Raw genomic sequence first — 24,120 nt, forward strand, 5'->3', positions numbered from 1 at the left:
CGCGAAGCCGCAGGCAACGCCGACACCTGGCGCGAAGCCCTCGCCGGCAGCGATGCCGCACCGCGCGCCGAAGCCGGGCCCGCTGCCCGGTCCGCGGCCAGGCTCGGCGAACCCCCAGGCCACTACCCCGTCCCCGGTGCCACACCCGGCTCCCGTTGCCCCCGCATCCGATCCTGCAAAGTTCGGCCGCATCGATGAATCCGGTGCCGTATTTGTCACCCGCGGAGGTACGGAGCGCCAGATCGGCTCCTGGCAGGCGGGCACCCCTGAGGAGGGCCTGGCGCACTACGGGCAGCGTTTCGACGACCTGGTTACCGAGGTGGAGTTGATTGAGTCTCGCCTCGCCGCCCACCCGGATGACGCCGCGCAGCTGCGCCAGCGTGCGGAGGAGCTCAAGGCGTCGCTGGATGAGCAGGCCGTGATCGGCGATCTCGACGCGGTCGACGCCCGCCTGGATGCGGTGATTGCCGCCTCCGATGTCGCCGGCAAGCAGGCCAAGGAGGCCAAGGCGCAGCGCCGTGCCGACGCGATTGAGCGCAAGGAGGCGCTCGCCGCCGAGGCAGAAGAGCTGGCGGCACACTCCACCGAGTGGAAGGCTGCGGGCGACCGCATCCGCGCCATTTTGGAGGAGTGGCGCACCATCCGCGGCATCGACCACGCAACCGACGACCAGCTGTGGAAGCGCTACTCGCGCGCCCGCGATGCGTTTAACCGTCGCCGCGGCTCCCACTTCGCTGAGCTAGATCGTCACCGCGCAGCGGCCAAGCGTGCGAAAGAGGAGCTCGTGGTGCGCGCCGAGGCGCTGCAAGACTCCACCGATTGGAACGAGACCGCCCGCGCCTACCGCGACCTGATGAAGGAGTGGAAGGCCGCCGGCCGCGCCCCGCGTGAAGCCGACGACAAGTTGTGGGCGAAGTTCCGCGCAGCCCAAGACAAGTTCTTCGGGGCCCGCGACGCCGTCAACGCCGAACGCGACCGCGAATTTGCCGCAAACGCCGAGGCCAAAGACGCGCTCATCGCGCAGTACGAGCCGCTGATTGACCCGGCTAAGGGCCTCGGCGGGGCGAAGGCAAAGCTGCGCGAGCTGCAGGATAAGTGGGATGAGATTGGCTACGTACCACGCGGCAAGATCCGCGAGTACGAGGACAAGATCGGCGCGCTCGAGCAGCGTGTCGCCGAGGCGGAAGAATCGCGCTGGCGCAAGGCCGACCCGGCCGCGCAGGCGACCGCAAACCAATTCCAGGTCAAGGCTGACGACTTGAAGAAGCAGGCGGAGGCCGCCGAGGCGGCGGGCAAGGCCGACAAAGCGGCCGAGCTGCGGGAGCAGGCTGCGCAGTGGCAGGAGTTCGCCGACGTGGCGACCAAGGCGGTCAACGACAACTAGTGCTCACCCCGCAGCTCTTCGCGCCCCGCGCCAGTCACCGCGACGCCGACGAGCGCGCGGACGCTGTCACCGGGGCGTACGCCTTTTCCGCCACCCTGGCTATCCAGGACATCACTGGGCTGCCAACCTCGGGGGTCAGCGCGTCCCACGTGCGCACGCGTCTTGCGCCCTCGACGGAATCCGCGGCCTACCTTTTCGCGCTCACCGACGCTCACGCACCGCGCCCCGTGACCGAACTCGGCTACCCGGAGCTGTTCGAAGGGGACCTCGATCACGTTGTCGCCTGGGTCTTCGTCTCGCTGCCACTGCTCGAAGACCGCGGCGTGATCGAGGCCAACATCACCCTCGACGCAGCAATCGCGCCCCTGCCCGGCGAGCCCATTCCGCCTCAACCATGGCAGGCCGCACTCACGCTTCTCGACGCCCTGTCGTCCCACTTCGGGCGCCCTACCCGCCACATCTGGGTTCCCCACGCACCGGACGAGCACCAGCCACCGGCGCTGCAAGCATTCGGCTACACAGCCGCCTTCCGCGAAGATCAGGCAACCTTCCCCCTCGACGTCTACACCGCACTGCCGGACGTTTCCCGTTTCCCCGCCGACAGCTTCGAGGTTGTGGAAGGCCCCGGCTTCAATTCCACGCGCCCCGGGATTCCCGGCGAGGTGGAGCAGTTTGCCCACCTGTTGACTTCCGCGTCGAAAGGATACCCGCGCGGAGATTTAGCGCTTGACACCATCGAGTGGGACCTCGCACGCATCGTCGAGGCCGGGCAGCGCCTCGGCGACCGGGGCGGACACCAGCTCACCGGGCTGGCCTACGTCGACGGCCGCATCGTGGGCCTGTGCGAGCTCGTGCGCTATAGCGCCGACGATACAAAGGTCTGCGAACTGGGCCTGATTTATGTGCTCCCCGAGCACCGTGAACAGGGCCTTGCCGCAGGCATGATCCGCGCAACGCTCACGCGCGCCCACGAGGTGTGGGACGAGCTCGAGACGGTGTATTGCTCCTACCCCGCCGACTCTGCGGCGGCAAACGCGCTCCTTGCAACGCTTGGTGCCGAGCGGGTCTCGTCGACGACCGCCTGGCACAAGTGCTAACTACGATTCACTGCGCCTGCTGTGCCCGTTGTGCCCGCTGTGCCCCCTGTGGCGTTCGGCGGCGCGGGCGCGGCGATCGTCGATAAGCAGCGGGTTGTCGTGGTGCGACTGCGCGTGCGCGGTGGCATCTTGCTGCGCCCTAGCCACTGCATCGGTGCCGTCGATACGCGCGCGCTGCTCGCCAACCTCTCGCAGCGCCTCATCGCGGCGCGTGACCACCGGGATGAATGCGAAGGTGGCCACCAGCACCGCAACCGCGGCAAGATACATGCCCGGGCCGTGGCCAAGCCCCTGCTCGAAGGAGGCGCTAGTGCGGCGTAGCCAGATGGCGAGCAGCGAGGTAAACAGCGAGATAGTCGTGAGCATCCACGCTGGGACGGCGACGGCAAAACGGCGAGTGAGCAGCGCAAGTGTTGTCAGCACGCCGAGTCCCGCGCAGGACAGCCAAGCAAAGACGTATTCCGTCACTTTCGCCTGCGCGTCGACGGACGCTGCGGTGTGCCCGACGAATTGCCAGCCGCTCACCCCGGCGGCAAAGGGCAGGCTCATTGCAATGAGGTAGACCACCACACAAGCAGCGAGCACCCAGTAACCGACGCCGACGGGGATATGGCTCCCCGCCTGCTTCTCCGCCTGCGCGGCGCGGGCGGCCGCGGCAGGAGCCCCCGCGCTTGCCCGCGTTTTGTCGGCGATGCGGTTATCTTCCGGGTGTGGTGCCTGCGCCATCGTGTCCTCCCGTGTGTGCGATCTGTACGTTTCCGCTCTACTCTAGCCTTGTGTCAGCCCGTGCTAGCAGCACGCGCCGCCGGGTGATACCGCGGGCGAGACCGGCTGACCAATTGTGGGCAGGCCCAGGCCCACGCCTACTGGCGCGGTCGTCGGCACCTCGCCTGCGGCCGAATTATCGCCGGCCTTCGTGCGTCGGTGTGCAAGCACCCCGCCATCCGCGATGAGGAAGTGCGGCTTGGAGTCGGTGATGCGCACGTGCACGACATCACCAGGCCGGACTTCGCCGTCGATGCTGCCCTCGGGTGTGAAGTGGACGAGGCGACCGTCGCGAGCGCGCCCCGACATGCGGTGGGTACGGTCGTTCTTGCGCCCGCCCTCTGCCTGCACGAGCAGCTCCTGCTCGGTGCCGACCAGCTTGGCGTTTTCTTCAGCGCTGATGCGCTCCTGCAGCGCGATGAGGCGCTCGAAGCGTTCCTGCACGACGTCCTTGGGCACCTGTTTTTCCATCTCCGCGGCCGGAGTCCCGGGGCGCGGCGAGTACTGGAAGGTAAACGCTGAGGTAAAACGCGCCTTTTCCACCACGTCGAGCGTGTCCTGGAAGTCTTCCTCCGTCTCCCCCGGGAAACCGACGATGATATCCGTGGTCAGCGAGGCGTGCGGTAGCTTCTCGCGCACCTCGTCCAAGATGCCGAGGAACTTCTTCGTACGGTAGGAGCGCCGCATGTCTTTGAGCACTTTGTCCGACCCGGACTGCAGCGGCATGTGCAGTTGCGGGCACACGTTCGGGGTCTCCGCCATCGCGTCGATCACGTCGGACGTAAACTCCGCAGGGTGCGGGGAGGTAAAGCGCACCCGTTCCAGGCCCTCAATCTCGCCGCAGGCGCGCAAAAGTTTGGAGAAGGCCGAACGGTCGCGTGCTAAGTCTTCGTCCACAAAGTTCACACCGTAGGCATTGACGTTTTGCCCCAGCAGCGTGATTTCCGAAACACCCTGGTCGACCAGTGCCTGCACCTCCGCCAGGATGTCGCCGGGGCGACGGTCGACTTCTTTGCCGCGCAGGCTCGGCACGATACAGAACGTGCACGTGTTGTTGCAGCCAACAGACACCGACACCCAGCCCGCGTAGGAGGACTCACGCTTCGCCGGCAGCACGGATGGAAAGACCTCAAGCGACTCGACGATCTCCACCTGTGCTTCCTCTTCCACACGCGCGCGGTCGAGCAGCGCCGGCAGCGCGGACAGGTTGTGCGTGCCAAATACCGCATCCACCCACGGAGCCTTCTCAAGCACCGTGTCCCGATCTTTCTGCGCCAAGCAGCCACCGACGGCGATCTGCATGCCCGGGTGCTGCTCCTTCGTCTTCTTCAGCTGGCCGAGCGTGCCGTAGAGGCGCTTGTCGGCGTTTTCCCGAACCGCGCAGGTGTTGAAGACCACCAGGTCCGCCTCCGCCTCCGCGTCCGCGGCAACGTAGCCGGCTTCCTCCAGCATGCCGGAAAGGCGCTCGGAGTCGTGCACGTTCATCTGGCACCCGAAGGTGCGTACCTCGTAGGTTCGCGCCGTATTGCCCGTGGTGATGTCCTTGGTATGGGAGTTGTTCTGCTGCGTCACGGCCCACAGTCTATCCCCGCGCGCATGATCCACCCAACCGCCCGCATGCGCGCACCGGACAGCGATCCAACAGGAAAAATTGCGCCAACGTTACCCACGGTTTGGGGGAAATTTACACAAACTTTCACAAGTCGGTGGCGTGCGTCACGTTCTTGGAGTACTTGTTATGCCTATGACACAGGAAACTGAACCCATGATCCGCATGGAGGGCGTGCAGAAGTACTTCGGAGACTTCCACGCGCTGACAGACATCAATCTGACCGTGCCTAAAGGCGAGGTCGTCGTCGTGCTTGGCCCTTCTGGCTCTGGCAAGTCCACCCTGTGTCGCACGATCAACCGCCTCGAAACCATCGAGGATGGCACGATCCACATCGACGGCAAGCTTTTGCCCGCCGAGGGCAAGGAGCTGGCAAAACTGCGCGCCGACGTCGGCATGGTGTTCCAACAGTTCAACTTGTTTCCGCACCTGACCATCCGCGACAACGTCACGCTTGGCCCGATGAAGGTACGCAAGATGAGCAAGGCGGACGCGCAGAAGCGCGCGGCGGAACTCCTCGACCGCGTCGGCATCGGCAACCAAGCTGAGAAGTACCCGGCGCAGCTTTCCGGCGGTCAGCAGCAGCGCGTCGCCATCGCGCGTGCACTGGCAATGGAGCCGAAGGTCATGCTTTTCGACGAGCCAACCTCCGCCCTCGACCCCGAAATGGTCGGAGAAGTCCTCGATGTGATGGGCGAACTCGCCGCAACCGGTATGACGATGGTGGTGGTCACCCACGAGATGGGCTTTGCCCGCAAGGTGGCCGACCGCATCCTGTTCATGGCCGACGGCGAGATCGTTGAAGACACCGACCCGGAGTCCTTCTTCACCAACCCACAGTCCGAGCGTGCGAAGGATTTCTTGGCAAAGATTCTTTCGCACTAACGCGACCCACCCCTCCCCCTTCCCATTCCTATCAACACCCCATTTTCACTTTCCAAGGAGAACACTCATGAACCGCGCACTACGCACCCTGACCACCACCGCCGTCGCCGCGCTGGCGGCCACCACCCTGGTTGCCTGCGGCGGCTCCGAGGGCGAGGCAGGCGGCGACGGCCTGCTCGCCCAGATCGAGGCCGGCAACGTCACCCTCGGTACCAAGTACGACCAGCCGGGCCTTGGCCTGCGCGAGGCGGACGGCACGATGTCCGGCCTCGACGTCGAGGTACTGACCTACGTGGTCAACTCCATCGCGGACGAAAACGGCTGGGAGCACCCGGAAATCACCTGGCGCGAGACCCCGTCTGCCCAGCGCGAAACCCTGATCCAAAACGGTGAGGTTGCCGCAATCGGCGCTACCTACACCATCAACGAGTCGCGCTCTGAGGCGGTCAGCTTCGGCGGCCCGTACCTGCTGACCCACCAGAGCCTGCTGGTACGCAAGGACGCGAACGACATCACCGGTCTCGAGGACCTCGACGGGCGCATCCTCTGCTCCGTTACCGGCTCCACCCCGGCGCAGAAGGTCAAGGACGCGCTGCCGGGCGTCCAGCTGCAGGAGTACGACACCTACTCTTCTTGTGTCGAGGCCCTGCGCAACGGCAACGTTGACGCGTTGACCACCGACGCCACCATCCTCGGCGGTTACGCCGCCCAGTCTCCCGGCGACTTCGAGGTCGTCGAGCTGGAGAAGGATGGCGAACCGTTCACCAACGAGAACTACGGCATCGGCGTGCAGAAGGACGACACCGCCGCGGTCGACGCGATCAATACGGCGCTTGAGGCGATGTACTCCGACGGTTCCTTCCAGAACTTCTGCGATGCAAACCTCGAGGGCGGCGAAGGCGTTAACGAGGCAACCCCGGGCGATCTTTCCTTCCTCGAAAACTAAGACACGCCCACCCACCCAGCGTGCTTGTCGGCGGCGTCGATAAGCGCGCACATCTTGTAGGAGTACACCATGGACGCCTTATGGGCCGACCTCTTGCCGAAGCTCTGGCCGGCGTTTTTCACCACGATCAGGCTGACCGTCTACTCGGCGATCGGCGCGATGATCCTCGGCACGATACTGACCGCAATGCGGGTCTCGCCCGTTGGCGTACTGCGTGGCCTTGCCACCACCTACATTGAGACGGTGCGCAACACCCCGCTGACCCTGGTGGTCCTGTTCTGCTCCTTCGGGCTGTATCAAAACCTCGGGCTCACACTCGCCAGCCGGGATTCCTCGACGTTTATTGTGGACCAGAATTTCCGGCTCGCCGTGCTCGGCTTCATCCTCTACACCAGTTGCTTTGTGGCGGAATCGCTCCGTAGTGGCATCAACACCGTCCACTTCGGGCAGGCAGAAGCGGCCCGCTCCCTGGGCTTGAATTTCGGGCAGATTTTCTCCTTGATCATCTTCCCGCAAGCCATTCGCGCGGCGATCGTGCCGCTGGGCAACACCTTGATTGCGCTGACCAAGAACACGACGATTGCCTCCGTCATCGGCGTGGCCGAGGCCTCGCTGCTGATGAAGTCCACGATCGAATTCCACGCGAACGAGCTGTTTGTTATCTTCGGCGTCTTCGCCGCCGGATTCCTCATCCTCACCCTGCCAATGGGCCTTGTCCTTGGCTGGCTGTCTGACCGATTGGCGGTGAAGCGCTAATGTCTGTCCGCGCAACTGTTCTTTACGATGCTCCCGGCCCCAAGGCCATCCGGCGCAACCGGATCTACACCGTGCTCACACTCGTCGCGCTCGCGGCCGTGGCGTGGTGGGTCATTGCCACCCTCGCCGGCAACGGCCAGTTCACCGCTGCGAAGTGGACGCCCTTTATCCAGGGGAATACGTGGACGACCTACATCATCCCGGGCCTGCTTGGCACGCTCAAGGCTGCGGCGCTGTCGATCCTCTTCGCCATTGTCTTCGGCGTGATCTTCGGTCTCGGCCGGCTTGCCCAGTCCAAGCCCGTGCGCTGGATCTGCGGCATCATCATCGAGTTCTTCCGCGCGATCCCCGTGCTGATGCTCATGATCTTCCTCTACCAGTTCTTCGCGGTATTCAAGATCGTGCCGCCGAAGGGGCTCGCCTTCTGGGCCGTGGTGGTTGCGCTGACGCTCTACAACGGCGCAGTCATCGCAGAGATCCTCCGCGCAGGCATCAAGTCGTTACCGAAAGGCCAGACGGAAGCGGCGCAGGCGCTTGGCTTGTCGCACTGGCAGACCATGTGGCAGATCCTTCTGCCCCAGTCTGTGGCGGCGATGCTCCCCGCGCTGATCTCCCAGATGGTCATCGCGCTGAAGGACTCGGCGCTTGGCTACCAGATCGGCTACATCGAAGTAGTCCGCTCCGGCACCCAGGTCGCTTCGGCCAACCAGAACTACATACCTTCGCTCATCGTGGTGGGCATCATCATGATCGCGATCAACTTCCTGCTCACCCGCCTGGCGTCTCGAGTGGAGCGGCAGCTGCGTGCTGGCCGAGCCCGCCGCAACCCCTTCGCCCGTGTGCCCGAGCAGGCCGACCAAGGCCTGGATACGAAGGACAACGTGAACGTGGACTGGCACGATCCGAACTACGTACGGATCGATAACCCGGACCGTTAGTCTTCCCGGAGCTCGTCGAGCCGCGCCTCAAGGACCTCTCTGCCGATGGCCAGCGCCATGCCCTCCGGGAAGCCGCGGCGCGCCATCGCGCCCACCACCCGCCGCAGGAGCTTGTTGTACTCGCCGCGGTCTGCGGGTACGCGCTTGACCTGGCGAGCTTTCTTTTGCGCGACCTCGCGCGCCGTGTGCTCCTCGTCTTCCTCGCTCAGCTGCGCAAGTGCATCCGCACGATCCGCGCGGCCTACGCCCTTTTGCGCAAGCTCGCGGTCGAGCGCGCGCGAGGATTTGCCCCGCCGCTTCGCCCGCTGGCGGACCCACTCGTGGGCAAAGTTGGCGTCGTTGATCAGCCCGTTGCGTTCAAGCTCGTCGAGGACTTCCTCAATTACTTGCGGCGCAAACTCCGCACGCACCAAGCGACCGCGCAGTTCTTCGCGTGAGCGGGCGCGCTGGTCGAGGAGGCCGAGGGCACGTTTACGCACCGGGGCGAGCGCCTCTTCGCGGGTGCGGTCAAAGAGCTCGCCATGACGCTCACCGCGCTCGTAGGCGGCAAGGGCTTGTTGTAGCTTTTCCAGCTTCTCCGGGTCTGGTTGCGCCACTACTTCGCGTCCGCCGTCGCGGCCTCGTCATCGTCGAAGTCGATATTCGGCACCATGTCCACCGGATCATCGGAAAGCTCGTTATCGTCCTTCGCGTTCGCGTACGCGCCGACGCCGAGCGCACGGAAGATCTTGTCCTCGATCTCGTTGGCCAGATCTGGGTTGTCTTTGAGGAAGTTGCGGGCCTTCTCCTTGCCCTGGCCAAGCTGATCGCCTTCGTAGGTAAACCAAGACCCGGACTTCTTCACAATGCCGTTATCCACTCCCAGGTCAATGATGGAGGACTCGCGGGAGATGCCTTCGCCATACATGATGTCGAACTCCGCGATCTTGAACGGCGGGGAGACCTTGTTCTTCACCACCTTCATCTTCGTGCGGTTACCAATGGAATCCTGCCCATCCTTCAGCGTCTGGATGCGCCGCACATCGCAGCGCACGGAGGCGTAGAACTTCAGCGCCTTACCGCCCGTGGTGGTCTCCGGCGAGCCGAACATCACGCCGATCTTCTCGCGCAGCTGGTTAATAAAGATGGCGGTCGTGCCGGAGTTGTACAGCGCGCCTGTCATCTTGCGCAACGCCTGCGACATCAGGCGTGCCTGCAGGCCGACGTGGGAGTCACCCATCTCGCCCTCGATCTCCGCCTTCGGCGTCAGCGCGGCCACGGAGTCGATCACGATAATGTCGATCGCGCCGGAGCGGACCAGCATGTCTGCGATCTCGAGTGCTTGCTCGCCAGTATCAGGCTGCGACACCAAAAGGTTGTCGGTGTCCACGCCCAGCTTCTTTGCGTATTCCGGGTCGAGCGCGTGCTCGGCGTCGATAAACGCGGCGATGCCACCGGCACGCTGCGCGGAAGCAATCGCATGCAACGCGACCGTCGTCTTACCCGAAGACTCCGGGCCGTAGATCTCTACGACGCGACCCCGCGGCCACCCACCGATGCCGAGCGCCACGTCAATCGCGGTGTTGCCCGAGGAGATGGACTGGATCGGCGGGCGATTGTCATCGCCCAGGCGCATAATGGCACCCTTGCCAAAATCCTTCTCGATCATCGCCATTGCGGCATCGAGCGCATTTTGACGGTCATTGCCGCTTCCAGCAGCTTTCTTCTTCGCAGCCATATTTTTCGCTCCTTACACTTTCTTTTGAGTCTTCACCTGCGGCACGCATACCGCGTTCCCTCTATTAGACGCACCAACCTAGGTGTGCGGTTCCCTTAAGCCGCGAAGTTTCCCGGCGCTCGAAGGAACTGACGAATACACTAGATGCCCGCGCGAACACCCCCAGATCATACACGCATACATGTTCGACTGTACGCGCGACTCCCCGACGTTTTCGCGCGCCTAGGTGCCCGGTCTATCCACACCGAGCCTGCGCGCTTCCGGGATGTCGAAGGCGTCGCAAAGCCGCGCCCACGCCTCTTTCGGGTCGACCCCGTTTTCGATCATCTCGGCGGCGGTTTCGCCCTCCCCCGTGAGTACTTGCGACTGAATGATCCACCCGGCCCGGTCAGGGCCAAATTCATCGTCGACTAATTGCCGAAATTCCGTCAAACGCATGCCGTCTAACCTACACGCCGCACCGCAGGCACTACCGAGCCGCTGGAAGCGGGGGTGGAGTGCAAAGATTGAACACCATTCAGTAATGTCAGTCACATGAGTACGCAACCTTCCTCCAGTGCCGCACCAAGCAAAAAGGCGGGCACCCGTTCTAGCTCTCCAGTCGACATCGCATACATCGCAGTATTCGCCGCGATCATCTGTGTGCTCGGCTTCGTCTCCATCCCGGTTGGCGCTGCCGGCGTCCCGATCGTGCTGCAAAACGCCGCTGCCATCCTCGCCGGCCTCGTACTCGGCGCGCGCCGCGGGCCTGCCGCCGTCGCGGTGTTCCTTTTGGTCGGCCTCGCCCTTCCGGTACTCGCCGGCGGGCGCACCACCGTCTACGCACTCGGCTCGCCGACGGTGGGCTACCTCGTCGGCTACCTCATCTCGGCCGCGGTTGCCGGCGCCCTCGCCTACGCAGGTCTGCGTGGTACCAAGGCAACCCGCGTCGGCATGTTCATTCTCGCCGGCTACCTCGGGTTGTTCCTGCAATACCTGTTCGGCGTGTTCGGCCTGATGTTCCGCGCCGACATGACCTTTGGCGCCGCATGGGCCGCCCAGGTGCCCTTCCTGTTGCCCGATGCCGGCAAGGTTGCGCTGATGATCGCCATCGCGCTCGCCGTCCACGCCGCCTTCCCGGACATGCGGCGTCGCTAATGCCCACCATCGAATTCCGCGGTGCCACCGTCGCCTACGACGGCCGCACCGTGCTTGCCCCGCTTGATCTCACGCTCACGGAACGGCGCATCGGCATTATTGGCTCCAATGGATCCGGCAAATCGACCACCGTGCGCCTGATGAACGGACTGATCGAGCCCACCGAGGGCGAAGTGCTTGTCGACGCCCTCTCGCCCACCACCGACGGCAAAACCGTGCGCAAGCGCGTCGGGTTCGTCTTCTCTGACGCTGAATCGCAAATCGTGATGCCTCGCGTCGCCGACGACGTGGCCTTTTCGCTGCGCCGCTTCAAGCTGCCGCGCGCAGAGGTCCGCGCCAGAGTCGACGCGGTCCTGAAGCGCTTCGAGCTGACAGAGAAAGCGGAAAATTCGCCGCACACGCTTTCCGGCGGCGAAAAGCAACTCCTCGCGCTCGCGTCGGTATTGGTGATCGAGCCCGCGACGATCATCGCCGACGAGCCAACCACGCTGCTGGATCTGCGAAACCGTCGCCGCATCATCCGCGAGTTGAATGCGCTCGAACAGCAGGTCATTGTGGTCACCCACGATTTGGACATGCTGGCAGACTTTGATCGCGTCCTCTGCATTGACGACGGCTCGCTTGTCTACGACGGCGCGCCACAAGACGCCATCGCCTTTTACACCGATCTCATGGATACCAAGCCATGATCCGCGCGCTGCCCTTAGGCGTCTACGTCGACGGCGATACGCCGCTGCACCGCGCTGGCCCAACGCAGAAGTTTGTGGCGCTAGTAGTGTTCATCTTGGCCGTCACGCTCTTGCCTACACGGCCCTGGCACGCGCTCGCCGCCCTCGGCGTCGTCGTCGCGCTCTATGCGGTGGCCAAGATTCCGCCGAAGATCGCCGGCGAGCAAGCGCTGCCGGTCCTGCCCTTGTTGCTCTTTCTCGGCGCATTCCTGTGGTGGCAAAACGGCCTGCTGTCCGCCGCAACAACCTTTTTCTCACTGCTAGCTACCGTTGCTGCGGCGAACCTGCTCACGCTGACCACCACCGTCGAAGCGCTCCTCGACGCTCTCGACCGCAACCTCGCCCCGCTTGCGCGCTTCGGCGTGCCAGTCGAGACCATCAGCCTTACGATCGCCCTGACAATCCGGCTCATTCCACTCATGCTCGCGACCGCGAACGAGGTACTCGACGCCCGGAAGGCCCGCGGTGCCGGGTTCTCGCTCACCGCGTTCGGCATCCCTTTGGTGATCCGCTCGGTACGGCGGGCCCGCCTCATCGGCGAGGCGCTCATGGCGCGCGGCGCCGTCGACTAGCGCGGGAGCGCTCGATGTGCGAGCGCCTCGGATGACACAAGTAGCCGGGCTACACGACGAACACAGCAGCCGCAGATTGACGAAAAAGCGCCAGGGGAGCTCATCATCCCCTGGCGCTTGAAGCAACTCGGCTTAGCTTTCGCCGCGCAGCTCGCGCATCCGCTGCGCCACCGCGTCGTCGCTCACGGCGGTGCCGGACGCATCAGCCTTGGTGGTGTCGGCAGCGTCGGCACCTTCAATCGCCGGCTTCGCGCCGGAGGAAAGCTCACCGGCCATCTCCGCGCGGATCTGCTCGAGACGACCGTGGCCGGCCATCTGGATGCCTGCCTGCTCCACCTCTGCCATGCGGCCCTGGATGGAGTTCTGCGCCAGCTCCGCAGAGCCGAGCGCCTTGGCGTACCGACGCTCGATCTTGTCGCGCACCTGATCCAGGTTCGGGCCCTGCGCAGTAATCGAGTTCATCGACTGCATCGTCTCGGAGACCTTCTCCTGCATCTTCGCCTGCTCCAGCTGGCTCAGCAGCTTCGAGCGCTGCGCAACCTGCTGCTGCAGGTGCGCCGCGTTGCGCTCCACGGCCTGCTTCGCCTGCGTCGCCTGCTGCAGCGCCTGGTCGTGCAGCTGCTTGGTCTCTTCAATGCCCTCTTCGGCCGTGACCAGTTGGGCGGCAAATGCCTCCGCAGCGTTCTCGTACTCCTGCGCCTTCTGCGCGTCATTGTTCGCGCGTGCCTTGTCCGCCAGCTGCAGCGCCTGCTTGGTGTTGGCCTGCAGCTTCTCTACCTCTTCAAGGCGGCGATTGAGCTGCATCTCAATCTGGCGCTGGTTCCCAATGACTGCGGCGGCCTGCTGCGAGAGCTCCTGGTGCTGGCGCTGCGCCTCGCTGATCGCCTGCTCAATCTGCACCTTCGGATCCGCGTTCTCTTCGATCTTGTTATCGAAGAGCGCCATCAGGTAGTTCCAGAACTTTACAAATGGGTTAGCCATCGGACGTATACGGCCTTTCGTTATTGATCGATCACACTAAGTAGTCACTACTCTAGTGCGGCCTGCGCCATTATGCTTCTGCTGCTGCCGGAGAGGTGGAAGCCAATTCCTCCTGAATGGAATGTAGCGACATGTTCGCCACGACTTCCATCAACAGCTCCGCCACCGTGGTATCCAGCGCCGCGCAAATCGCGGCGAGGAGCTCAGAGGACACCTCCTTGCGGCCCCGTTCAAGCTCGGAGAGGTAGCCGGAGGACACACGCGCCTGCTTGGCCAACTCGCGCAGCGTCACGTTCTTGTCCGCGCGGTAGGCGCGAAGCGACATGCCGAGTGCTTCACGCAACAGCGGCTCGCGTGCGGGCGTGCCCGAGTTCAATGCGTCTTCCACCGCGCCGCCGAGCGCGACCGGGCGGGTCATCGGTGCTTCATGTACAAGAGTTGTCGTTGCCATCACGAGTAATAACGGATCAGCAATCCTGTTTGTTCCCACCCATGCCAGAAAAATCATCCCCCAGGGCGCGCACGCAGGCCTGCATCGCCGCATCAACGGCCGCTGTACGGATCTCTTGCCGCGTTCCCTGCAACAACGACGCACCACCCGCTGCCACAGAAAAGGTACGCGTGGGCGTTGCCACGCCAATCCACACCTCTCCGACGGGGTGACCGTCTTGCGGGTCGGGCCCGGCCACACCAGTCAGCGACACCCCGTAGTCAGCACCGCAGACGCGGCGCGCCCCCTCAGCCATTGCGCGCGCGGTCTCCGGGCTCACCGGCCCGTGCTGGGCGAGCACGCTGTGAGGCACGCCGGCGAGCGTTTCCTTCAGCTCGGTGGCGTAGGTAACCAGACCACCGCGCAGCACTGCGGAGGCGCCGGGCACAGTCGCCACGGTGGCCGCGGCAAGGCCTGCCGTAAGGGACTCACAGAAGGCGAGGGTGACGCCAGCGCTCGTCGCTAAGCGGACGAGCTCACGCTCCATCGTTGACCTTTTTCGCATCCACCAAGTACTGCACGCCGGTGACGACGGTGACCGCCACCGCGATGAGCATGACGATGAGCGTCGGGATGTCCATCCAGCCGGGGAGCGGGCACAGGTACATGCCGACGCCAACTGTCTGCAGCACGGTCTTGAGCTTGCCGCCCTTGGAGGCCGGTACGACCTGGCCGCGGCGGAGCATCCACATCCGCCACACGGTGATGCCGAGCTCGCGGACGATGATCACGACCGTGATCCACACCGGCAGCGGGCCCGCGATATTCAGCGTGACCAGCGCGGTAATCATCAGCGCCTTATCCGCGATGGGGTCGGCGATCTTGCCAAAATCGGTCACGATGTTGCGGGCACGGGCGATATCCCCGTCCAGCTTGTCCGTGATCATAAGTGCCACAAACAGACCGAAAGCCCACCACCAGTGCTGCGCGAGCACGAGCCACGCAAAGACCGGAATAAACAGGATGCGCAACGAGGTCAGCGCGTTCGGCAAGTTCCAATTGGACTGAGTGTTCACGCCAACCACCCTACCTACCAAGAGTCGGTGGCCTAGACTGCCACCCATGAAGTATTTTGCGTTTACCTACACCTACGGTCCGGACACCGAACTTGTCGACGCGACTCGGCCCGCTCACCGCGAATTTATTTCCAGCCAGCTCTCCCTCGGCCGCATTGTCGGCTCCGGCCCCTACGCCGGCGGCAAGCAGGCCTTGATCATCCTCCAGCTACCCGATACCGCGACCGTTGCCGACGCGGAGACGATCATGGACGAAGACCCGTACACGGTCAAAAGTGCGCTTGCTGAACGGGAAGTCCACGAGTGGAACCCGGTCAGCAACATTTTCTCAGGCGACTAACCGCCCCGTTTAGCGCTGCTTCGACTTGCCGCCGCGGGCGACGTGCAGGTGATCCGTCTCGCGCGAACCAGTGGCGGTGTGGTCCCCCTTGCCGGAGGTCGCCGGATCATCCACCCACTCCAGGTGGTGGCCGTGGTTGTCGACCTTGCGGCGGTTTCCGTGGTCGTCGTAATCAATGTGGTACGACGGCCCGTTGGGGTCAATGCGCCCGGCCTTGATATCGGCGCGATCCTTGATCATGGAAGCAACCGCGGTCACGGCCAGCACGCCGATGATGACGAGCAGCGAGGTCACTGTACCGATCTCCGGGACGGAAAGGCCCTCGCCACCGTTGATGAAGGACAGGTTGTTCTCGTGCAAGGCGTGCAGGAGCAGCTTGATGCCGATAAAGCCAAGCACGACCGCGAGGCCGTACGGCAGGTACACGAGCTTGTCCAGCAGGCCGTTGAGCAAGAAGTAGAGCTGGCGCAGCCCCAGCAGTGCGAATGCATTCGCGGTGAAGACCAGGAAGGACTCCTGGGTAATGCCGAAGATCGCCGGGATCGAGTCGAAGGCGAACATCACGTCGATGAAACCGATCGACAGCAGCGCGACGAACAGCGGCGTCACCGCCTTCTTACCTACCTCAGTGCGCGAAACCAGGCGGTCGCCGTGGTAGGACTTGGTCACCGGGATGACCTTGCGCAGCGTCTTTACCACCATCATGTCGTTCGGGTCGGGGTCCTCCTGGTCGGTCGCCTCGTCGTAGACCAGCTTGACGGCCGTGTAGAGCAGGAACGCGGCGAAGATGTAGAAGACATCGGACCATGCCTCGATGATCACCGCGCCGAGCAGAATGAAAGCCAGGCGGCAGATCAGCGCGATCACGATGCCGATGAGCAGCACCTTCTGCTGGTAGGCACGCGGGATCTTAAACGAGCTCATGATGAGCGCGAACACGAAGAGGTTATCCACCGACAGCGAGAGCTCGGTGATGTAGCCGGTGAAGAACTGCATGCCGTGCTCGGCGTCCCACAACCACCAGACAATGCCGCCGAAGATGGCGGCCATGGTCATGTAGAACGCGGCCCAACCGCCGGACTCCTTCATCGACGGTTCGTGCGCGTTGCGCACGTGCGACAGAAAGTCAAAGACGAAAAAGCCGAGGATCACCGCAGAGGTGATCAGCCAAATTGAAAGAGGTACGTGCATAAGTATTCCTCCGGTCAGAAGTGTCGTTCAAGTGACCGGAGGTCTCCCCCACCCCTGTAAATGAGGCGGCCCAGACCGGGGCGCGTGGTGCGCTGCCGTGCTGACGATCCGGGCACTTACGGGGTACTCCCCTCCAAGCGCGTCCAACTCTACACCACCGGGAGCACGAAGCGAGAAGACACCGTCCGCTGAGGTCTGTGGCGCCTACACAGCGAAAGGGTCATCGTTCGGGTCCAGGTGGAGACGAAGCTCGACCGCGTTTGCGATTTCACGAGCGACTGCCTCACCACACACATCAGCAACGAACGCCATCGCCATATCTGTTCCAGCTGAGACTCCAGATGATGTCCAACGGTCGCGATCGTGCACCCAACGGGCCGAGCGACGCCAGTCAATGTCGTGGCCGAAACTGGTGGCCCAGGTAAACGCTCGCTTATTGCTCGTAGCCGCATGACCTTCCAGGAGCCCTGCCGCGGCTAGCAGCGCCGAGCCGGTGCACACCGACATCACCACGTGAGCTTCGCTCGCCAGGATTTTTAGCTGGCTGAGGAAGCACTCGTCGCGCACCAACTCGCGGGTCCCCTTCCCTCCTGGGACGAACACTACATCGCTGCTGAGCGACGAATAGTCGCGGTCGGCCTCAAAGTGAACCCCTTGAGACGAGCGCACAGGCCGCCCATCAGGGGAAAGCAACGTAGTTTCCCAGCCAGCAACCTTTGAGAAGATCTCCAGTGGGCCAGCCACGTCGAGCAGCTCGAACCCGTCAAACAGAACCAACGAGATCCGCTTTGAGCTGCGCTGCTGCATCTAGAACGCGCCGCCAGTCGGGTTGTAGGTTGCCTGCACGGTGCGGGTCTCATCGTCAGCATCCGAGCCATCGCTTGCCGACGCCCCGTCGTCCTCCGCACCCGCCTCCTTCGGAGCCTCGGCGGGGTCGGCACCCTTGATCATCCAGATGATGGTCTCGAGCTCCTCTGGCTTGACCAGCACCTCGCGCGCCTTCGAGCCTTCGGAAGGCCCAACCACGCCGCGCGACTCCATCAGGTCCATCAGACGCCCGGCCTTGGCGAACCCGATGCGCAGCTTACGCTGCAGCATCGACGTGGAGCCGAGCTGCGAGGTCACCACGAGCTCGACTGCTTCGAGCAGGTCGTCGAGGTCCTTGCCGATGTCGTCGTCAATGACCTTCTTCTCCGCCTGCTTGTCTTCGGTGACTCCCTCGACGTAGTCGGGTTCGTCCTGGGACTTCGCGGCGTCGACAACTGCCTGGATCTCCTCGTCGGTAACGAAGGCACCCTGGAGGCGCTGCGGCTTTCCCGCGCCCTGCGGGATGAACAGGCCATCGCCCATACCGATGAGCTTCTCGGCACCGCCCTGATCCAGGATCACGCGTGAGTCAGTCAGCGATGAGGTAGCGAACGCCAGGCGCGAGGGCACGTTGGTCTTAATCAGACCGGTCACGACGTCCACCGACGGGCGCTGCGTAGCCAAAACGAGGTGAATACCCGCCGCGCGCGCCTTCTGCGTGATGCGGACGATGGACTCCTCGATCTCCTTCGGTGCCGTCATCATGAGGTCGGCCAACTCGTCGACAACACACACGATGAAGGGGTACGGACGCATTTCACGCTCCGAGCCTGGCGGGGCCTGGATCTCGCCGCTGCGCACCTTCCGGTTGAAATCCTTGATGTGGCGCACACGCGCCTGCTTCATGTCGAGGTACCGCTGCTCCATCTCTTCGACGAGCCACTGCAACGCGGCCGCTGCCTTCTTCGGCTGCGTGATGATCGGAGTGATCAGGTGCGGGATGCCCTCGTAAGGCGTCAGCTCGACCATCTTCGGGTCCACCAGGATCAGCCGCACGTCCTCTGGGGTCGCGCGAGTAAGCAGCGAGACCAGCATCGAGTTCACAAACGCCGACTTACCGGAACCGGTGGAACCCGCAACCAGCAGGTGCGGCATCTTCTGCACAGAGGAAGCGATGAAGTCGCCCTCGATGTCCTTGCCCAAGCCGATCAGCATCGGATCCTCGTCACCCGCGACCTTCGGCGCATCGAGCACGTCGCGGAGCCGCACCATCTCGCGGTCGCGGTTCGGCACCTCAATGCCCACTGCAGACTTGCCCGGAATTGGGGTGAGCAGGCGCACGTTGTCCGTGGCCACAGCGTAGGCCAGGTTGGACTGCAGGTTCGTAATCTTGGAGACCTTCACGCCAGGGCCGAGCTCGATTTCGTAGCGCGTCACAGTCGGCCCGCGGGAGAACCCGGTAACCTGCGCGTTGACCTTGAACTCTTCAAAGACATCAGTGATGGCTTCGATCATGCGGTCGTTGGTCTCCGTGCGCGTCTTCGGAGCCTCGCCTTCAATGAGCAAGCTTGTCGACGGCAACGTGTACTCCGTACCCCGCGCCAGCTTTCGCGCCTGCTGCGGGGCGGGTGCCGCACCGTCCGAAGCGTCGGAGGTGACTGTGGCGTCGAGTTCCGACTTCGGCGTGGAGGCAGGCACCGCGGCGGCGTCGATACCCGAGCGCGCGACGATCGCCTTGCGCACCGCATCTCGCGAGCTAGCGACCGCATCGCCTGCCGCTTCGGCCGCCTTGCCCGCTGCCTCGGCCTTACCTGCTGCAGCGGCTCCCGCGGTTGCGCCCGCGGCACCGGCCGCTGCGGCTGCGGTCCGGCCTGCACCCTTGACAGTCGCGGCTGCGGTCGTGCCCGCAGCCTCGGCGACGTCTGCGCCACGGGAAAGTACCTTCGTCTCTTCCTGCGTCTTTGGCTGCGTGCGACTGCGCGACGGTCGCTCGAGTCGCTCAGTGTGCTCGGGCGTAGCGAAAGCCTTGGTCACCGGAGCGCCAAAGTCATCGCGCCCCTCCTCGCCCGCATCACTTGCCGGAGCGACATCGCGACCGTCAGCCGGGTAGTTATCCATTGGCGTACGGGCTTTGCGCGCGCGGCGCTTCTGCGGGCGCGCCTCACGAGGCTCGCGCTCCGGTTCGCTCTCCGGTTCGCACTCCGGTCGGCGAAGGCGCGGACGGCGCCGTTCACGGCCCTCCGCGATATCCTCCAGGTCTTGGGAGACGTGCCCGTAGAGGTCGTCATCGTCTTCCTCGTCCCACTCCTCGTCGAGTGCGGCTTCGGGGTCGCGGGCCGAGTCAATCAGCTCCGTGAACCACGCGACGACCATGTCGTAGGCCTGGCGCACAGTAATACCTGTGGTTTTTAGCGCGCCGTACACAATGATGAGCGCGAGCAACGGTACTGCGACGTAGGAAGAAAACCCGGCGGCGAGCACGCCGCCGGTATACGCACCGATGATGCCACCGGCTATGCGGCGGGTTTCCCAATCGGCGGGGTTGCCAGCAAAGACGTGCACGAGCCCGAGCATTGCCACAGCGATAATGCTCAGCCCGAGCGTCACGCGCGAGCGCACCTCGCCAGGTGCGCGCACATTGAGCATGAGCGCAATAGCGACGCCTACGAGCAGCACGGGAAGGATGAGCGCGCCCGCGCCGATCACCCAATGGGTCGCCTTTGCAATCAGTTCGCCGATGGGGCCTGCGATGTCCAACCAGACGGAGGCACCGATGACTGCGGCTAAGCCAATGAGCAACAGACCCCAGGCATCCGCATGCTCGGCAAAGGTGCCGCGATACGGACGGTGCGCGGACTGCCCATCATCTTCGTCTGCCCAGTCTGCTGCGTGGGCATCTTCTACAGCGCTGTCGGTATTGTCACCGTCCGCATAACGGCTGGCTCCGGGGTGCGCACGAGTTCGTGCGCTTCTCCTCCTGCGCTCTGGTTGCACGTGCTCCTCTTCGTCTTCAAATGGATCAAAAGTCTCGTCTGCATCATCGTCATGGTTCCGACGCCCACTCCCGAGTTTCCGCGTGAGCGCGCCGAAGGCAGTGCCGACGCCGCGGGCTGCCGAGCCCAACGAGTGGCCGACCGCTCGCGTGGCCGAGCCGACGCGCTCGTCTGCGGTTTCCGCCGCAACCATCGACGACGTCGGTGGATGCGTGAGCGACACGGGGCCGCTACGGCGCGCGGACGACCCGCCGGATCGAGGGCGGGTTGAGCGTGGGGCGGAATTTTTGACAGACATGGCTGTAACTCTAATACCTCAAGTCACATTATTCACAGAGGCATCGCGGGGTGGTGCGAAGTTTTTCTCACACCACCCCGCTACAGCCCGGTCGGCCTAGCCCAAGGAAATGTCGTAGCCGGCGAGCAGCTCGCCGCCGTCGACACGCACTTGCGCGGCGGTGGTGCGCCCCGTCACCCACAGCAATAGCTCGGCAGGTGCACCGAAGACGCGGGCGACCCTGTCACCCTTGTGTGCGACTCCCGCCGATTCGCCAAGCGTTACCGGCGGAAGATCTTCCGGTGTAAGGATTACCGGAACCGGTGCCTTGCGCAGCGTGAGCTTGCCGTACCGGGCAGCCAGCTTGAGCAGCTTCGTCTGCGTCGCCAAGCTAAGCTCGCGGGGCTCGGCACCTGCCTGTGCGCGGCGGACATCCTCATGGTGAAGGAAGTGCTCCCCCTCGTTTGCTAGCGCAAAGAGCGCGCCGACGAGCCGATTGGGACCGGCGAGCCAGTCGGCGATCGTTTCCTCGTACGGCCTGCTTTTTGCAGCCTCCATTTCCCGGTCGAGCCTCTTGCTCAAGGCCGGCACGAACGCTCCCGCTATCCACGGCAGACGCTGCTCGCGCACGTAGAGGTGCGCAGCCAAATCGCGTGTGCGCCACCCCTCAAGCAGCGTGGGCGCGTCCGGCCCAAGTTCGCGCAACAGCGCAGCGAGCTTTTCCCGTTCACTAGAAGCAAAAGACATGCCTTTTACCCTAGCGCGAAAACATCGCGCTTAGCCGCGGGAGCTCGACAGCCGCTGCTCCAAAGAAACGAAGGGGCGGATAAGAGGCGCGAACATTGCCACAACTGGGTCGGTCGTGATGACCTTGCCTCCGGTGCCGCGGCCGAGCTCGACTGCCTGCTTGCCATCGGCGTAGCACTCCCCCAGCCCGCCTTTGAAGTTCATCGCACAGATGATCGTGTCCGGCTCGTAGTTACCCACGACGCGGACCCCCTGGACGCCGCTGTTGCGAAAATCCGGGTTCCCAAGCTTGATGGCGTCATAGCTCCTCCAGCTGGTGCCGTACCCGGGCTCGTAGGGGACCTCGGTGCCTTCCGGCAGCGGGCGGCCGCCCGTCCAGTCGGTCTCGTCTTCCGCCGCAGATGCGGCAGGGATGGCAGGGGCAGAAAGTACTGTGGCGGCGAGAAACGCCGCGGCAAATTTCCTAAGCGTTGTCATGCCACGACATTCTATACAACTGTCAGCGATAAGAACACCCCTCGTAGAAAAATTCCGTCTGCGCGGAATTAGTCTGGCAGTTCGCTGGATGTGCATAGACGGAGCTAGCTCCATTTGAACCAGCCAGTGCACTTGCTCGGGACACGCGTCGCCCCCTTGGCCACATCTCATGGCCAAGGGGGCGAAGGAAAAACAAGCGTAACGCTTAGAGCGATTCGCGAGTTGCCTCGATGTCCTCGTCGTCAACCGGGAGGTTCTCTGCGGCCATCGGTACGACGGTCGGCAGGATCACCGGCTCGCGCTTGTACTTCTGCTCGATGGAGCGCGAAAGCTTGCGGCGCAGCTGCTGCACCATGCGGTACGGGTCATTCTCGCCCTCCGCTGCAAGGTCACCCATGACGCTTTCGACAATCTCGACGACCTTCTTGTTGAAGTCGCGATCGTCGTCGGAGAAGCCGGTGGTGGACACGCGCGGTGCCTCGAGGAGCTGCCCCGTGGCGTCGTCGATCACGCAGGTGATCGAGACCACGCCGCCGGATGCGAGCGAGGAACGGTCCGCCAGCACGTCCGGATCCACGTCGCCCATCGTTACGCCGTCGACGTAGAGCTGGCCGACCTGGTATTGGCCGACCACCTTGATCTTGCCAGCCTGCATGTCGACGACCACGCCGTTCTGGGCAAGCGCAGTGTTCTCCGGGCGCACACCGGTGGAGATAGCAAGCTCCTTGTTCGCGCGCATGTGGCGCCACTCGCCGTGCACCGGCATCGCGTTGCGCGGACGCGCAGCGTTGTACAGCTGCAGCAGCTCACCGGCGTAGCCGTGGCCGGAGGCGTGCACGTGTGCTTCACTGTTGGTGATCACCTTCGCACCGATCTGGGCGAGGTTGTTGATCACGGCGAAGACCGCTTCCTCATTGCCCGGGATCAGCGAGGAGGACAGGATGATCGTGTCGCCGTCGCGCACCGTGATCTGGCGGTGCTCGCGACGCGACATGCGCGAGAGCGCAGCCATCGGCTCGCCCTGGGTACCGGTGGTGATGAGCACCGTCTTGTGCGGCGCCATCTTTGCGGCTTCTTCGATCGGGATGATCGTGCCCTTCGGGGCCTTCAACAGGCTCATCTTCTCCGCGATCTCCATGTTGCGCAGCATGGAGCGGCCGTTGAAGGCCACCTTGCGGTTGTTCGCCACAGCGGCGTTCACCGCCATCTGCACACGCGCCACGTTCGACGCGAAGGAGGCGATCACCACGCGCTGTTTTGCCTGCGAAACCAGACGCACCAGCGTCTCCTCGATGCCCGCCTCGGATGCAGAGATACCCGGGATGGTGGCGTTGGTGGAGTCGCACAGGAACAGGTCCACGCCCTCGTCACCAAGCCGCGCCAGCGCCGGAATATCGGTGGGCTTGCCGTCGTACGGAGTCTGGTCGACCTTCACGTCGCCGGTCATCACCACGTGCCCCGCACCCGTCTTGATGGACACGCCCAGGCACTCCGGGATGGAGTGGTTGACGTGCCAGAAACGCAGGCGGAACTGGCCGAGTGTGACCTCGGAATCCTTGTTTACCTCGTGCAGCTTCGGACGCTGACGGTGCTCCTGGGTCTTCGCCGCGATCAGCGCGTTGGTAAAGCGCGAGGAGTAAATCGGGATATCCGGGCGCAGCTTCAGCAGCCACGGTATCGCGCCGATGTGATCCTCGTGGCCGTGGGTGACAACCAGGCCCTCGATCTTGTCCAGCTTGTTCTCGATCGGGCCGAAGTCCGGCAGCACGAGGTCCACGCCCGGCTCGCCAGAGTTGGGGAAGAGCACGCCGCAGTCCACGATGAGCAAACGGCCGTTGTACTCAAAGACCGTCATGTTGCGGCCGATTTCAGAAATGCCGCCCAGTGCGTAGATACGCAGGGTGTCCTTTGCAGGCTTCGGCGGGGCCGGCAGACGCTTCGTCAGATCCGCACCCTGCATGGACTTCACCGGGTTGCGACGTCCACCGCCCGACCCACCACGGCCGCGGCGGCGCCGGTTGCGGTTGTTTCCGCCGCGGCCACCGCCGCCATTACCGCCTCCCTGGCGCTTCGCGTTGCCGCCGCCATTATTGCCGTTGTTGTTCTTGCTGTTGTTACCGCCTGCGTGACCGTTGCCGCTTCCGTTGTCGGCGTCATTGTTGGGGGTCTGCTGTGCGGGTGCCTTGAATGCGGGCTGCTGCTCAGCAGGCTCCGGCGGACCCGCTTTGCGGGTGACCTTGCGGGAGCGATTACGGGGTTCGTTCATA

Annotated in this window: 25 protein-coding genes; 10 read left to right on the forward strand and 15 right to left on the reverse strand. The window is 64.0% G+C overall.

The genetic code is table 11. The features are described from left to right. Positions 1-52: 52 nt before the first annotated feature. The gene (locus M3G14_RS00400) at positions 53-1,384 is read left to right on the forward strand and encodes a DUF349 domain-containing protein (protein WP_259924296.1); all 1,332 of its coding nucleotides are present in this window, start codon (positions 53-55) and stop codon (positions 1,382-1,384) included. After that, the gene (locus M3G14_RS00405) at positions 1,384-2,481 is read left to right on the forward strand and encodes a GNAT family N-acetyltransferase (RefSeq protein WP_259923835.1); all 1,098 of its coding nucleotides are present in this window, start codon (positions 1,384-1,386) and stop codon (positions 2,479-2,481) included. Before M3G14_RS00400 ends, M3G14_RS00405 begins: the two co-directional genes overlap by 1 nt. Here M3G14_RS00405 and M3G14_RS00410 read toward each other — a convergent pair whose 3' ends face one another. Both M3G14_RS00410 and miaB read right to left on the reverse strand, forming a co-directional pair. Then, the gene (locus M3G14_RS00410; RefSeq protein WP_259923836.1) at positions 2,482-3,207 is read right to left on the reverse strand and encodes a hypothetical protein; all 726 of its coding nucleotides are present in this window, start codon (positions 3,205-3,207) and stop codon (positions 2,482-2,484) included. It abuts the gene before it with no gap. Between the two features lie 63 nt (positions 3,208-3,270). Next, a complete protein-coding gene (gene miaB / locus M3G14_RS00415; protein ID WP_259923838.1) occupies positions 3,271-4,818 on the reverse strand; it encodes a tRNA (N6-isopentenyl adenosine(37)-C2)-methylthiotransferase MiaB in 1,548 nt (515 codons plus the stop codon). A 193-nt stretch (positions 4,819-5,011) separates the two neighbouring features. Between miaB and gluA the strand changes: the two genes are divergently transcribed. The 4 genes from gluA to M3G14_RS00435 all read left to right on the forward strand — a co-directional run bounded on the left by gluA (position 5,012) and on the right by M3G14_RS00435 (position 8,380). After that, positions 5,012-5,740: a glutamate ABC transporter ATP-binding protein GluA gene (gene gluA, locus M3G14_RS00420; protein WP_259924297.1), complete on the forward strand. Its 729-nt coding sequence runs from the start codon at positions 5,012-5,014 to the stop codon at positions 5,738-5,740. Between the two features lie 67 nt (positions 5,741-5,807). Further along, positions 5,808-6,686 carry a glutamate ABC transporter substrate-binding protein gene (locus tag M3G14_RS00425; protein WP_259923840.1) on the forward strand — a complete coding sequence of 293 codons (879 nt, stop codon included), beginning with the start codon at positions 5,808-5,810 and terminating at the stop codon, positions 6,684-6,686. 69 nt (positions 6,687-6,755) lie between these two features. Continuing rightward, positions 6,756-7,442, forward strand: coding sequence for a glutamate ABC transporter permease GluC (gene gluC, locus M3G14_RS00430; protein WP_259923841.1), 687 nt, complete (start codon positions 6,756-6,758; stop codon positions 7,440-7,442). Beyond that, complete coding sequence (locus M3G14_RS00435; protein ID WP_259923842.1) at positions 7,442-8,380, forward strand: amino acid ABC transporter permease; 939 nt, start codon at positions 7,442-7,444, stop codon at positions 8,378-8,380. Before gluC ends, M3G14_RS00435 begins: the two co-directional genes overlap by 1 nt. On the opposite strand, the gene recX is transcribed toward M3G14_RS00435, so the two are convergent. From recX to M3G14_RS00450, 3 genes are all read right to left on the reverse strand, one after another. Beyond that, a complete protein-coding gene (recX, locus tag M3G14_RS00440; protein WP_259923843.1) occupies positions 8,377-8,976 on the reverse strand; it encodes a recombination regulator RecX in 600 nt (199 codons plus the stop codon). The genes M3G14_RS00435 and recX overlap by 4 nt on opposite strands. Further along, positions 8,976-10,097, reverse strand: a complete 1,122-nt coding sequence (gene recA, locus M3G14_RS00445; RefSeq protein WP_259923844.1) for a recombinase RecA — start codon at positions 10,095-10,097, stop codon at positions 8,976-8,978. Before recA ends, recX begins: the two co-directional genes overlap by 1 nt. Before the next feature lie 222 nt (positions 10,098-10,319). Continuing rightward, the gene (locus M3G14_RS00450; RefSeq protein ID WP_259923845.1) at positions 10,320-10,535 is read right to left on the reverse strand and encodes a DUF3046 domain-containing protein; all 216 of its coding nucleotides are present in this window, start codon (positions 10,533-10,535) and stop codon (positions 10,320-10,322) included. Between the two features lie 96 nt (positions 10,536-10,631). Between M3G14_RS00450 and M3G14_RS00455 the strand changes: the two genes are divergently transcribed. The 3 genes from M3G14_RS00455 to M3G14_RS00465 are packed head-to-tail and all read left to right on the forward strand — an operon-like array spanning position 10,632 to position 12,534. Next, positions 10,632-11,234 carry a biotin transporter BioY gene (locus M3G14_RS00455; protein WP_259923846.1) on the forward strand — a complete coding sequence of 201 codons (603 nt, stop codon included), beginning with the start codon at positions 10,632-10,634 and terminating at the stop codon, positions 11,232-11,234. Further along, positions 11,234-11,923: an energy-coupling factor ABC transporter ATP-binding protein gene (locus M3G14_RS00460; protein ID WP_259923847.1), complete on the forward strand. Its 690-nt coding sequence runs from the start codon at positions 11,234-11,236 to the stop codon at positions 11,921-11,923. The genes M3G14_RS00455 and M3G14_RS00460 overlap by 1 nt, the downstream gene beginning before the upstream one ends. Then, positions 11,923-12,534 carry an energy-coupling factor transporter transmembrane protein EcfT gene (locus M3G14_RS00465; protein ID WP_259924298.1) on the forward strand — a complete coding sequence of 204 codons (612 nt, stop codon included), beginning with the start codon at positions 11,923-11,925 and terminating at the stop codon, positions 12,532-12,534. The genes M3G14_RS00460 and M3G14_RS00465 overlap by 1 nt, the downstream gene beginning before the upstream one ends. Positions 12,535-12,666: 132 nt before the next feature. On the opposite strand, the gene M3G14_RS00470 is transcribed toward M3G14_RS00465, so the two are convergent. The 4 genes from M3G14_RS00470 to pgsA all read right to left on the reverse strand — a co-directional run bounded on the left by M3G14_RS00470 (position 12,667) and on the right by pgsA (position 15,069). Further along, complete coding sequence (locus M3G14_RS00470; protein WP_259923848.1) at positions 12,667-13,515, reverse strand: PspA/IM30 family protein; 849 nt, start codon at positions 13,513-13,515, stop codon at positions 12,667-12,669. Positions 13,516-13,585: 70 nt separating this feature from the next. Beyond that, positions 13,586-13,933, reverse strand: a complete 348-nt coding sequence (locus tag M3G14_RS00475) for a helix-turn-helix domain-containing protein (protein WP_396122160.1) — start codon at positions 13,931-13,933, stop codon at positions 13,586-13,588. A 49-nt stretch (positions 13,934-13,982) separates the two neighbouring features. Further along, entirely contained in the window at positions 13,983-14,492 is a 510-nt protein-coding gene (locus M3G14_RS00480) for a CinA family protein (RefSeq protein ID WP_259923849.1), read from the reverse strand. After that, the gene (gene pgsA, locus M3G14_RS00485) at positions 14,482-15,069 is read right to left on the reverse strand and encodes a CDP-diacylglycerol--glycerol-3-phosphate 3-phosphatidyltransferase (RefSeq protein WP_396122161.1); all 588 of its coding nucleotides are present in this window, start codon (positions 15,067-15,069) and stop codon (positions 14,482-14,484) included. The genes M3G14_RS00480 and pgsA overlap by 11 nt, the downstream gene beginning before the upstream one ends. Between pgsA and M3G14_RS00490 the strand changes: the two genes are divergently transcribed. Beyond that, entirely contained in the window at positions 15,068-15,361 is a 294-nt protein-coding gene (locus tag M3G14_RS00490; RefSeq protein WP_259923852.1) for a YciI family protein, read from the forward strand. The two genes, pgsA and M3G14_RS00490, sit on opposite strands and share 2 nt — an antisense overlap. A 9-nt stretch (positions 15,362-15,370) precedes the next feature. Here the strand turns inward: M3G14_RS00490 and M3G14_RS00495 are convergent, their stop codons facing one another. The 6 genes from M3G14_RS00495 to M3G14_RS00520 form a co-directional block, all read right to left on the reverse strand. Beyond that, a complete protein-coding gene (locus tag M3G14_RS00495; RefSeq protein WP_259923854.1) occupies positions 15,371-16,552 on the reverse strand; it encodes a TerC family protein in 1,182 nt (393 codons plus the stop codon). Between the two features lie 204 nt (positions 16,553-16,756). Further along, entirely contained in the window at positions 16,757-17,359 is a 603-nt protein-coding gene (locus tag M3G14_RS00500; protein ID WP_259923855.1) for a DJ-1/PfpI family protein, read from the reverse strand. Next, positions 17,360-20,650 carry a DNA translocase FtsK gene (locus tag M3G14_RS00505; RefSeq protein WP_259923859.1) on the reverse strand — a complete coding sequence of 1,097 codons (3,291 nt, stop codon included), beginning with the start codon at positions 20,648-20,650 and terminating at the stop codon, positions 17,360-17,362. It lies immediately after the preceding gene. 96 nt (positions 20,651-20,746) lie between these two features. Continuing rightward, positions 20,747-21,376, reverse strand: a complete 630-nt coding sequence (locus M3G14_RS00510) for a TIGR03085 family metal-binding protein (RefSeq protein ID WP_259923861.1) — start codon at positions 21,374-21,376, stop codon at positions 20,747-20,749. A gap of 30 nt (positions 21,377-21,406) precedes the next feature. Then, positions 21,407-21,853, reverse strand: coding sequence for a hypothetical protein (locus M3G14_RS00515; RefSeq protein WP_259923862.1), 447 nt, complete (start codon positions 21,851-21,853; stop codon positions 21,407-21,409). 205 nt (positions 21,854-22,058) lie between these two features. After that, positions 22,059-24,119, reverse strand: coding sequence for a ribonuclease J (locus M3G14_RS00520; protein ID WP_311201334.1), 2,061 nt, complete (start codon positions 24,117-24,119; stop codon positions 22,059-22,061). Position 24,120: the final 1 nt, after the last annotated feature.

Source organism: Corynebacterium sp. p3-SID1056 (assembly GCF_025152525.1).
Taxonomy (GTDB): Bacteria; Actinomycetota; Actinomycetes; order Mycobacteriales; family Mycobacteriaceae; genus Corynebacterium.

What these genes read in the sequence shown, in the direction of transcription:
- M3G14_RS00425 (WP_259923840.1), top strand. Translation starts at nt 5,808, where the DNA reads ATGAACCGCGCACTACGCACCCTGACCACCACCGCCGTCGCCGCGCTG.
- M3G14_RS00450 (WP_259923845.1), bottom strand. Translation starts at nt 10,535, where the DNA reads ATGCGTTTGACGGAATTTCGGCAATTAGTCGACGATGAATTTGGCCCT.
- M3G14_RS00495 (WP_259923854.1), bottom strand. Translation starts at nt 16,552, where the DNA reads ATGCACGTACCTCTTTCAATTTGGCTGATCACCTCTGCGGTGATCCTC.
- M3G14_RS00410 (WP_259923836.1), bottom strand. Translation starts at nt 3,207, where the DNA reads ATGGCGCAGGCACCACACCCGGAAGATAACCGCATCGCCGACAAAACG.
- M3G14_RS00470 (WP_259923848.1), bottom strand. Translation starts at nt 13,515, where the DNA reads ATGGCTAACCCATTTGTAAAGTTCTGGAACTACCTGATGGCGCTCTTC.
- M3G14_RS00510 (WP_259923861.1), bottom strand. Translation starts at nt 21,376, where the DNA reads ATGTCTTTTGCTTCTAGTGAACGGGAAAAGCTCGCTGCGCTGTTGCGC.
- gluC (WP_259923841.1), top strand. Translation starts at nt 6,756, where the DNA reads ATGGACGCCTTATGGGCCGACCTCTTGCCGAAGCTCTGGCCGGCGTTT.
- gluA (WP_259924297.1), top strand. Translation starts at nt 5,012, where the DNA reads ATGATCCGCATGGAGGGCGTGCAGAAGTACTTCGGAGACTTCCACGCG.
- M3G14_RS00400 (WP_259924296.1), top strand. Translation starts at nt 53, where the DNA reads ATGCCGCACCGCGCGCCGAAGCCGGGCCCGCTGCCCGGTCCGCGGCCA.
- M3G14_RS00475 (WP_396122160.1), bottom strand. Translation starts at nt 13,933, where the DNA reads ATGACCCGCCCGGTCGCGCTCGGCGGCGCGGTGGAAGACGCATTGAAC.
- M3G14_RS00520 (WP_311201334.1), bottom strand. Translation starts at nt 24,119, where the DNA reads ATGAACGAACCCCGTAATCGCTCCCGCAAGGTCACCCGCAAAGCGGGT.
- M3G14_RS00505 (WP_259923859.1), bottom strand. Translation starts at nt 20,650, where the DNA reads ATGTCTGTCAAAAATTCCGCCCCACGCTCAACCCGCCCTCGATCCGGC.
- M3G14_RS00515 (WP_259923862.1), bottom strand. Translation starts at nt 21,853, where the DNA reads ATGACAACGCTTAGGAAATTTGCCGCGGCGTTTCTCGCCGCCACAGTA.
- M3G14_RS00500 (WP_259923855.1), bottom strand. Translation starts at nt 17,359, where the DNA reads ATGCAGCAGCGCAGCTCAAAGCGGATCTCGTTGGTTCTGTTTGACGGG.
- M3G14_RS00480 (WP_259923849.1), bottom strand. Translation starts at nt 14,492, where the DNA reads ATGGAGCGTGAGCTCGTCCGCTTAGCGACGAGCGCTGGCGTCACCCTC.
- recA (WP_259923844.1), bottom strand. Translation starts at nt 10,097, where the DNA reads ATGGCTGCGAAGAAGAAAGCTGCTGGAAGCGGCAATGACCGTCAAAAT.
- M3G14_RS00455 (WP_259923846.1), top strand. Translation starts at nt 10,632, where the DNA reads ATGAGTACGCAACCTTCCTCCAGTGCCGCACCAAGCAAAAAGGCGGGC.
- M3G14_RS00490 (WP_259923852.1), top strand. Translation starts at nt 15,068, where the DNA reads ATGAAGTATTTTGCGTTTACCTACACCTACGGTCCGGACACCGAACTT.
- pgsA (WP_396122161.1), bottom strand. Translation starts at nt 15,069, where the DNA reads ATGGGTGGCAGTCTAGGCCACCGACTCTTGGTAGGTAGGGTGGTTGGC.
- M3G14_RS00435 (WP_259923842.1), top strand. Translation starts at nt 7,442, where the DNA reads ATGTCTGTCCGCGCAACTGTTCTTTACGATGCTCCCGGCCCCAAGGCC.
- M3G14_RS00460 (WP_259923847.1), top strand. Translation starts at nt 11,234, where the DNA reads ATGCCCACCATCGAATTCCGCGGTGCCACCGTCGCCTACGACGGCCGC.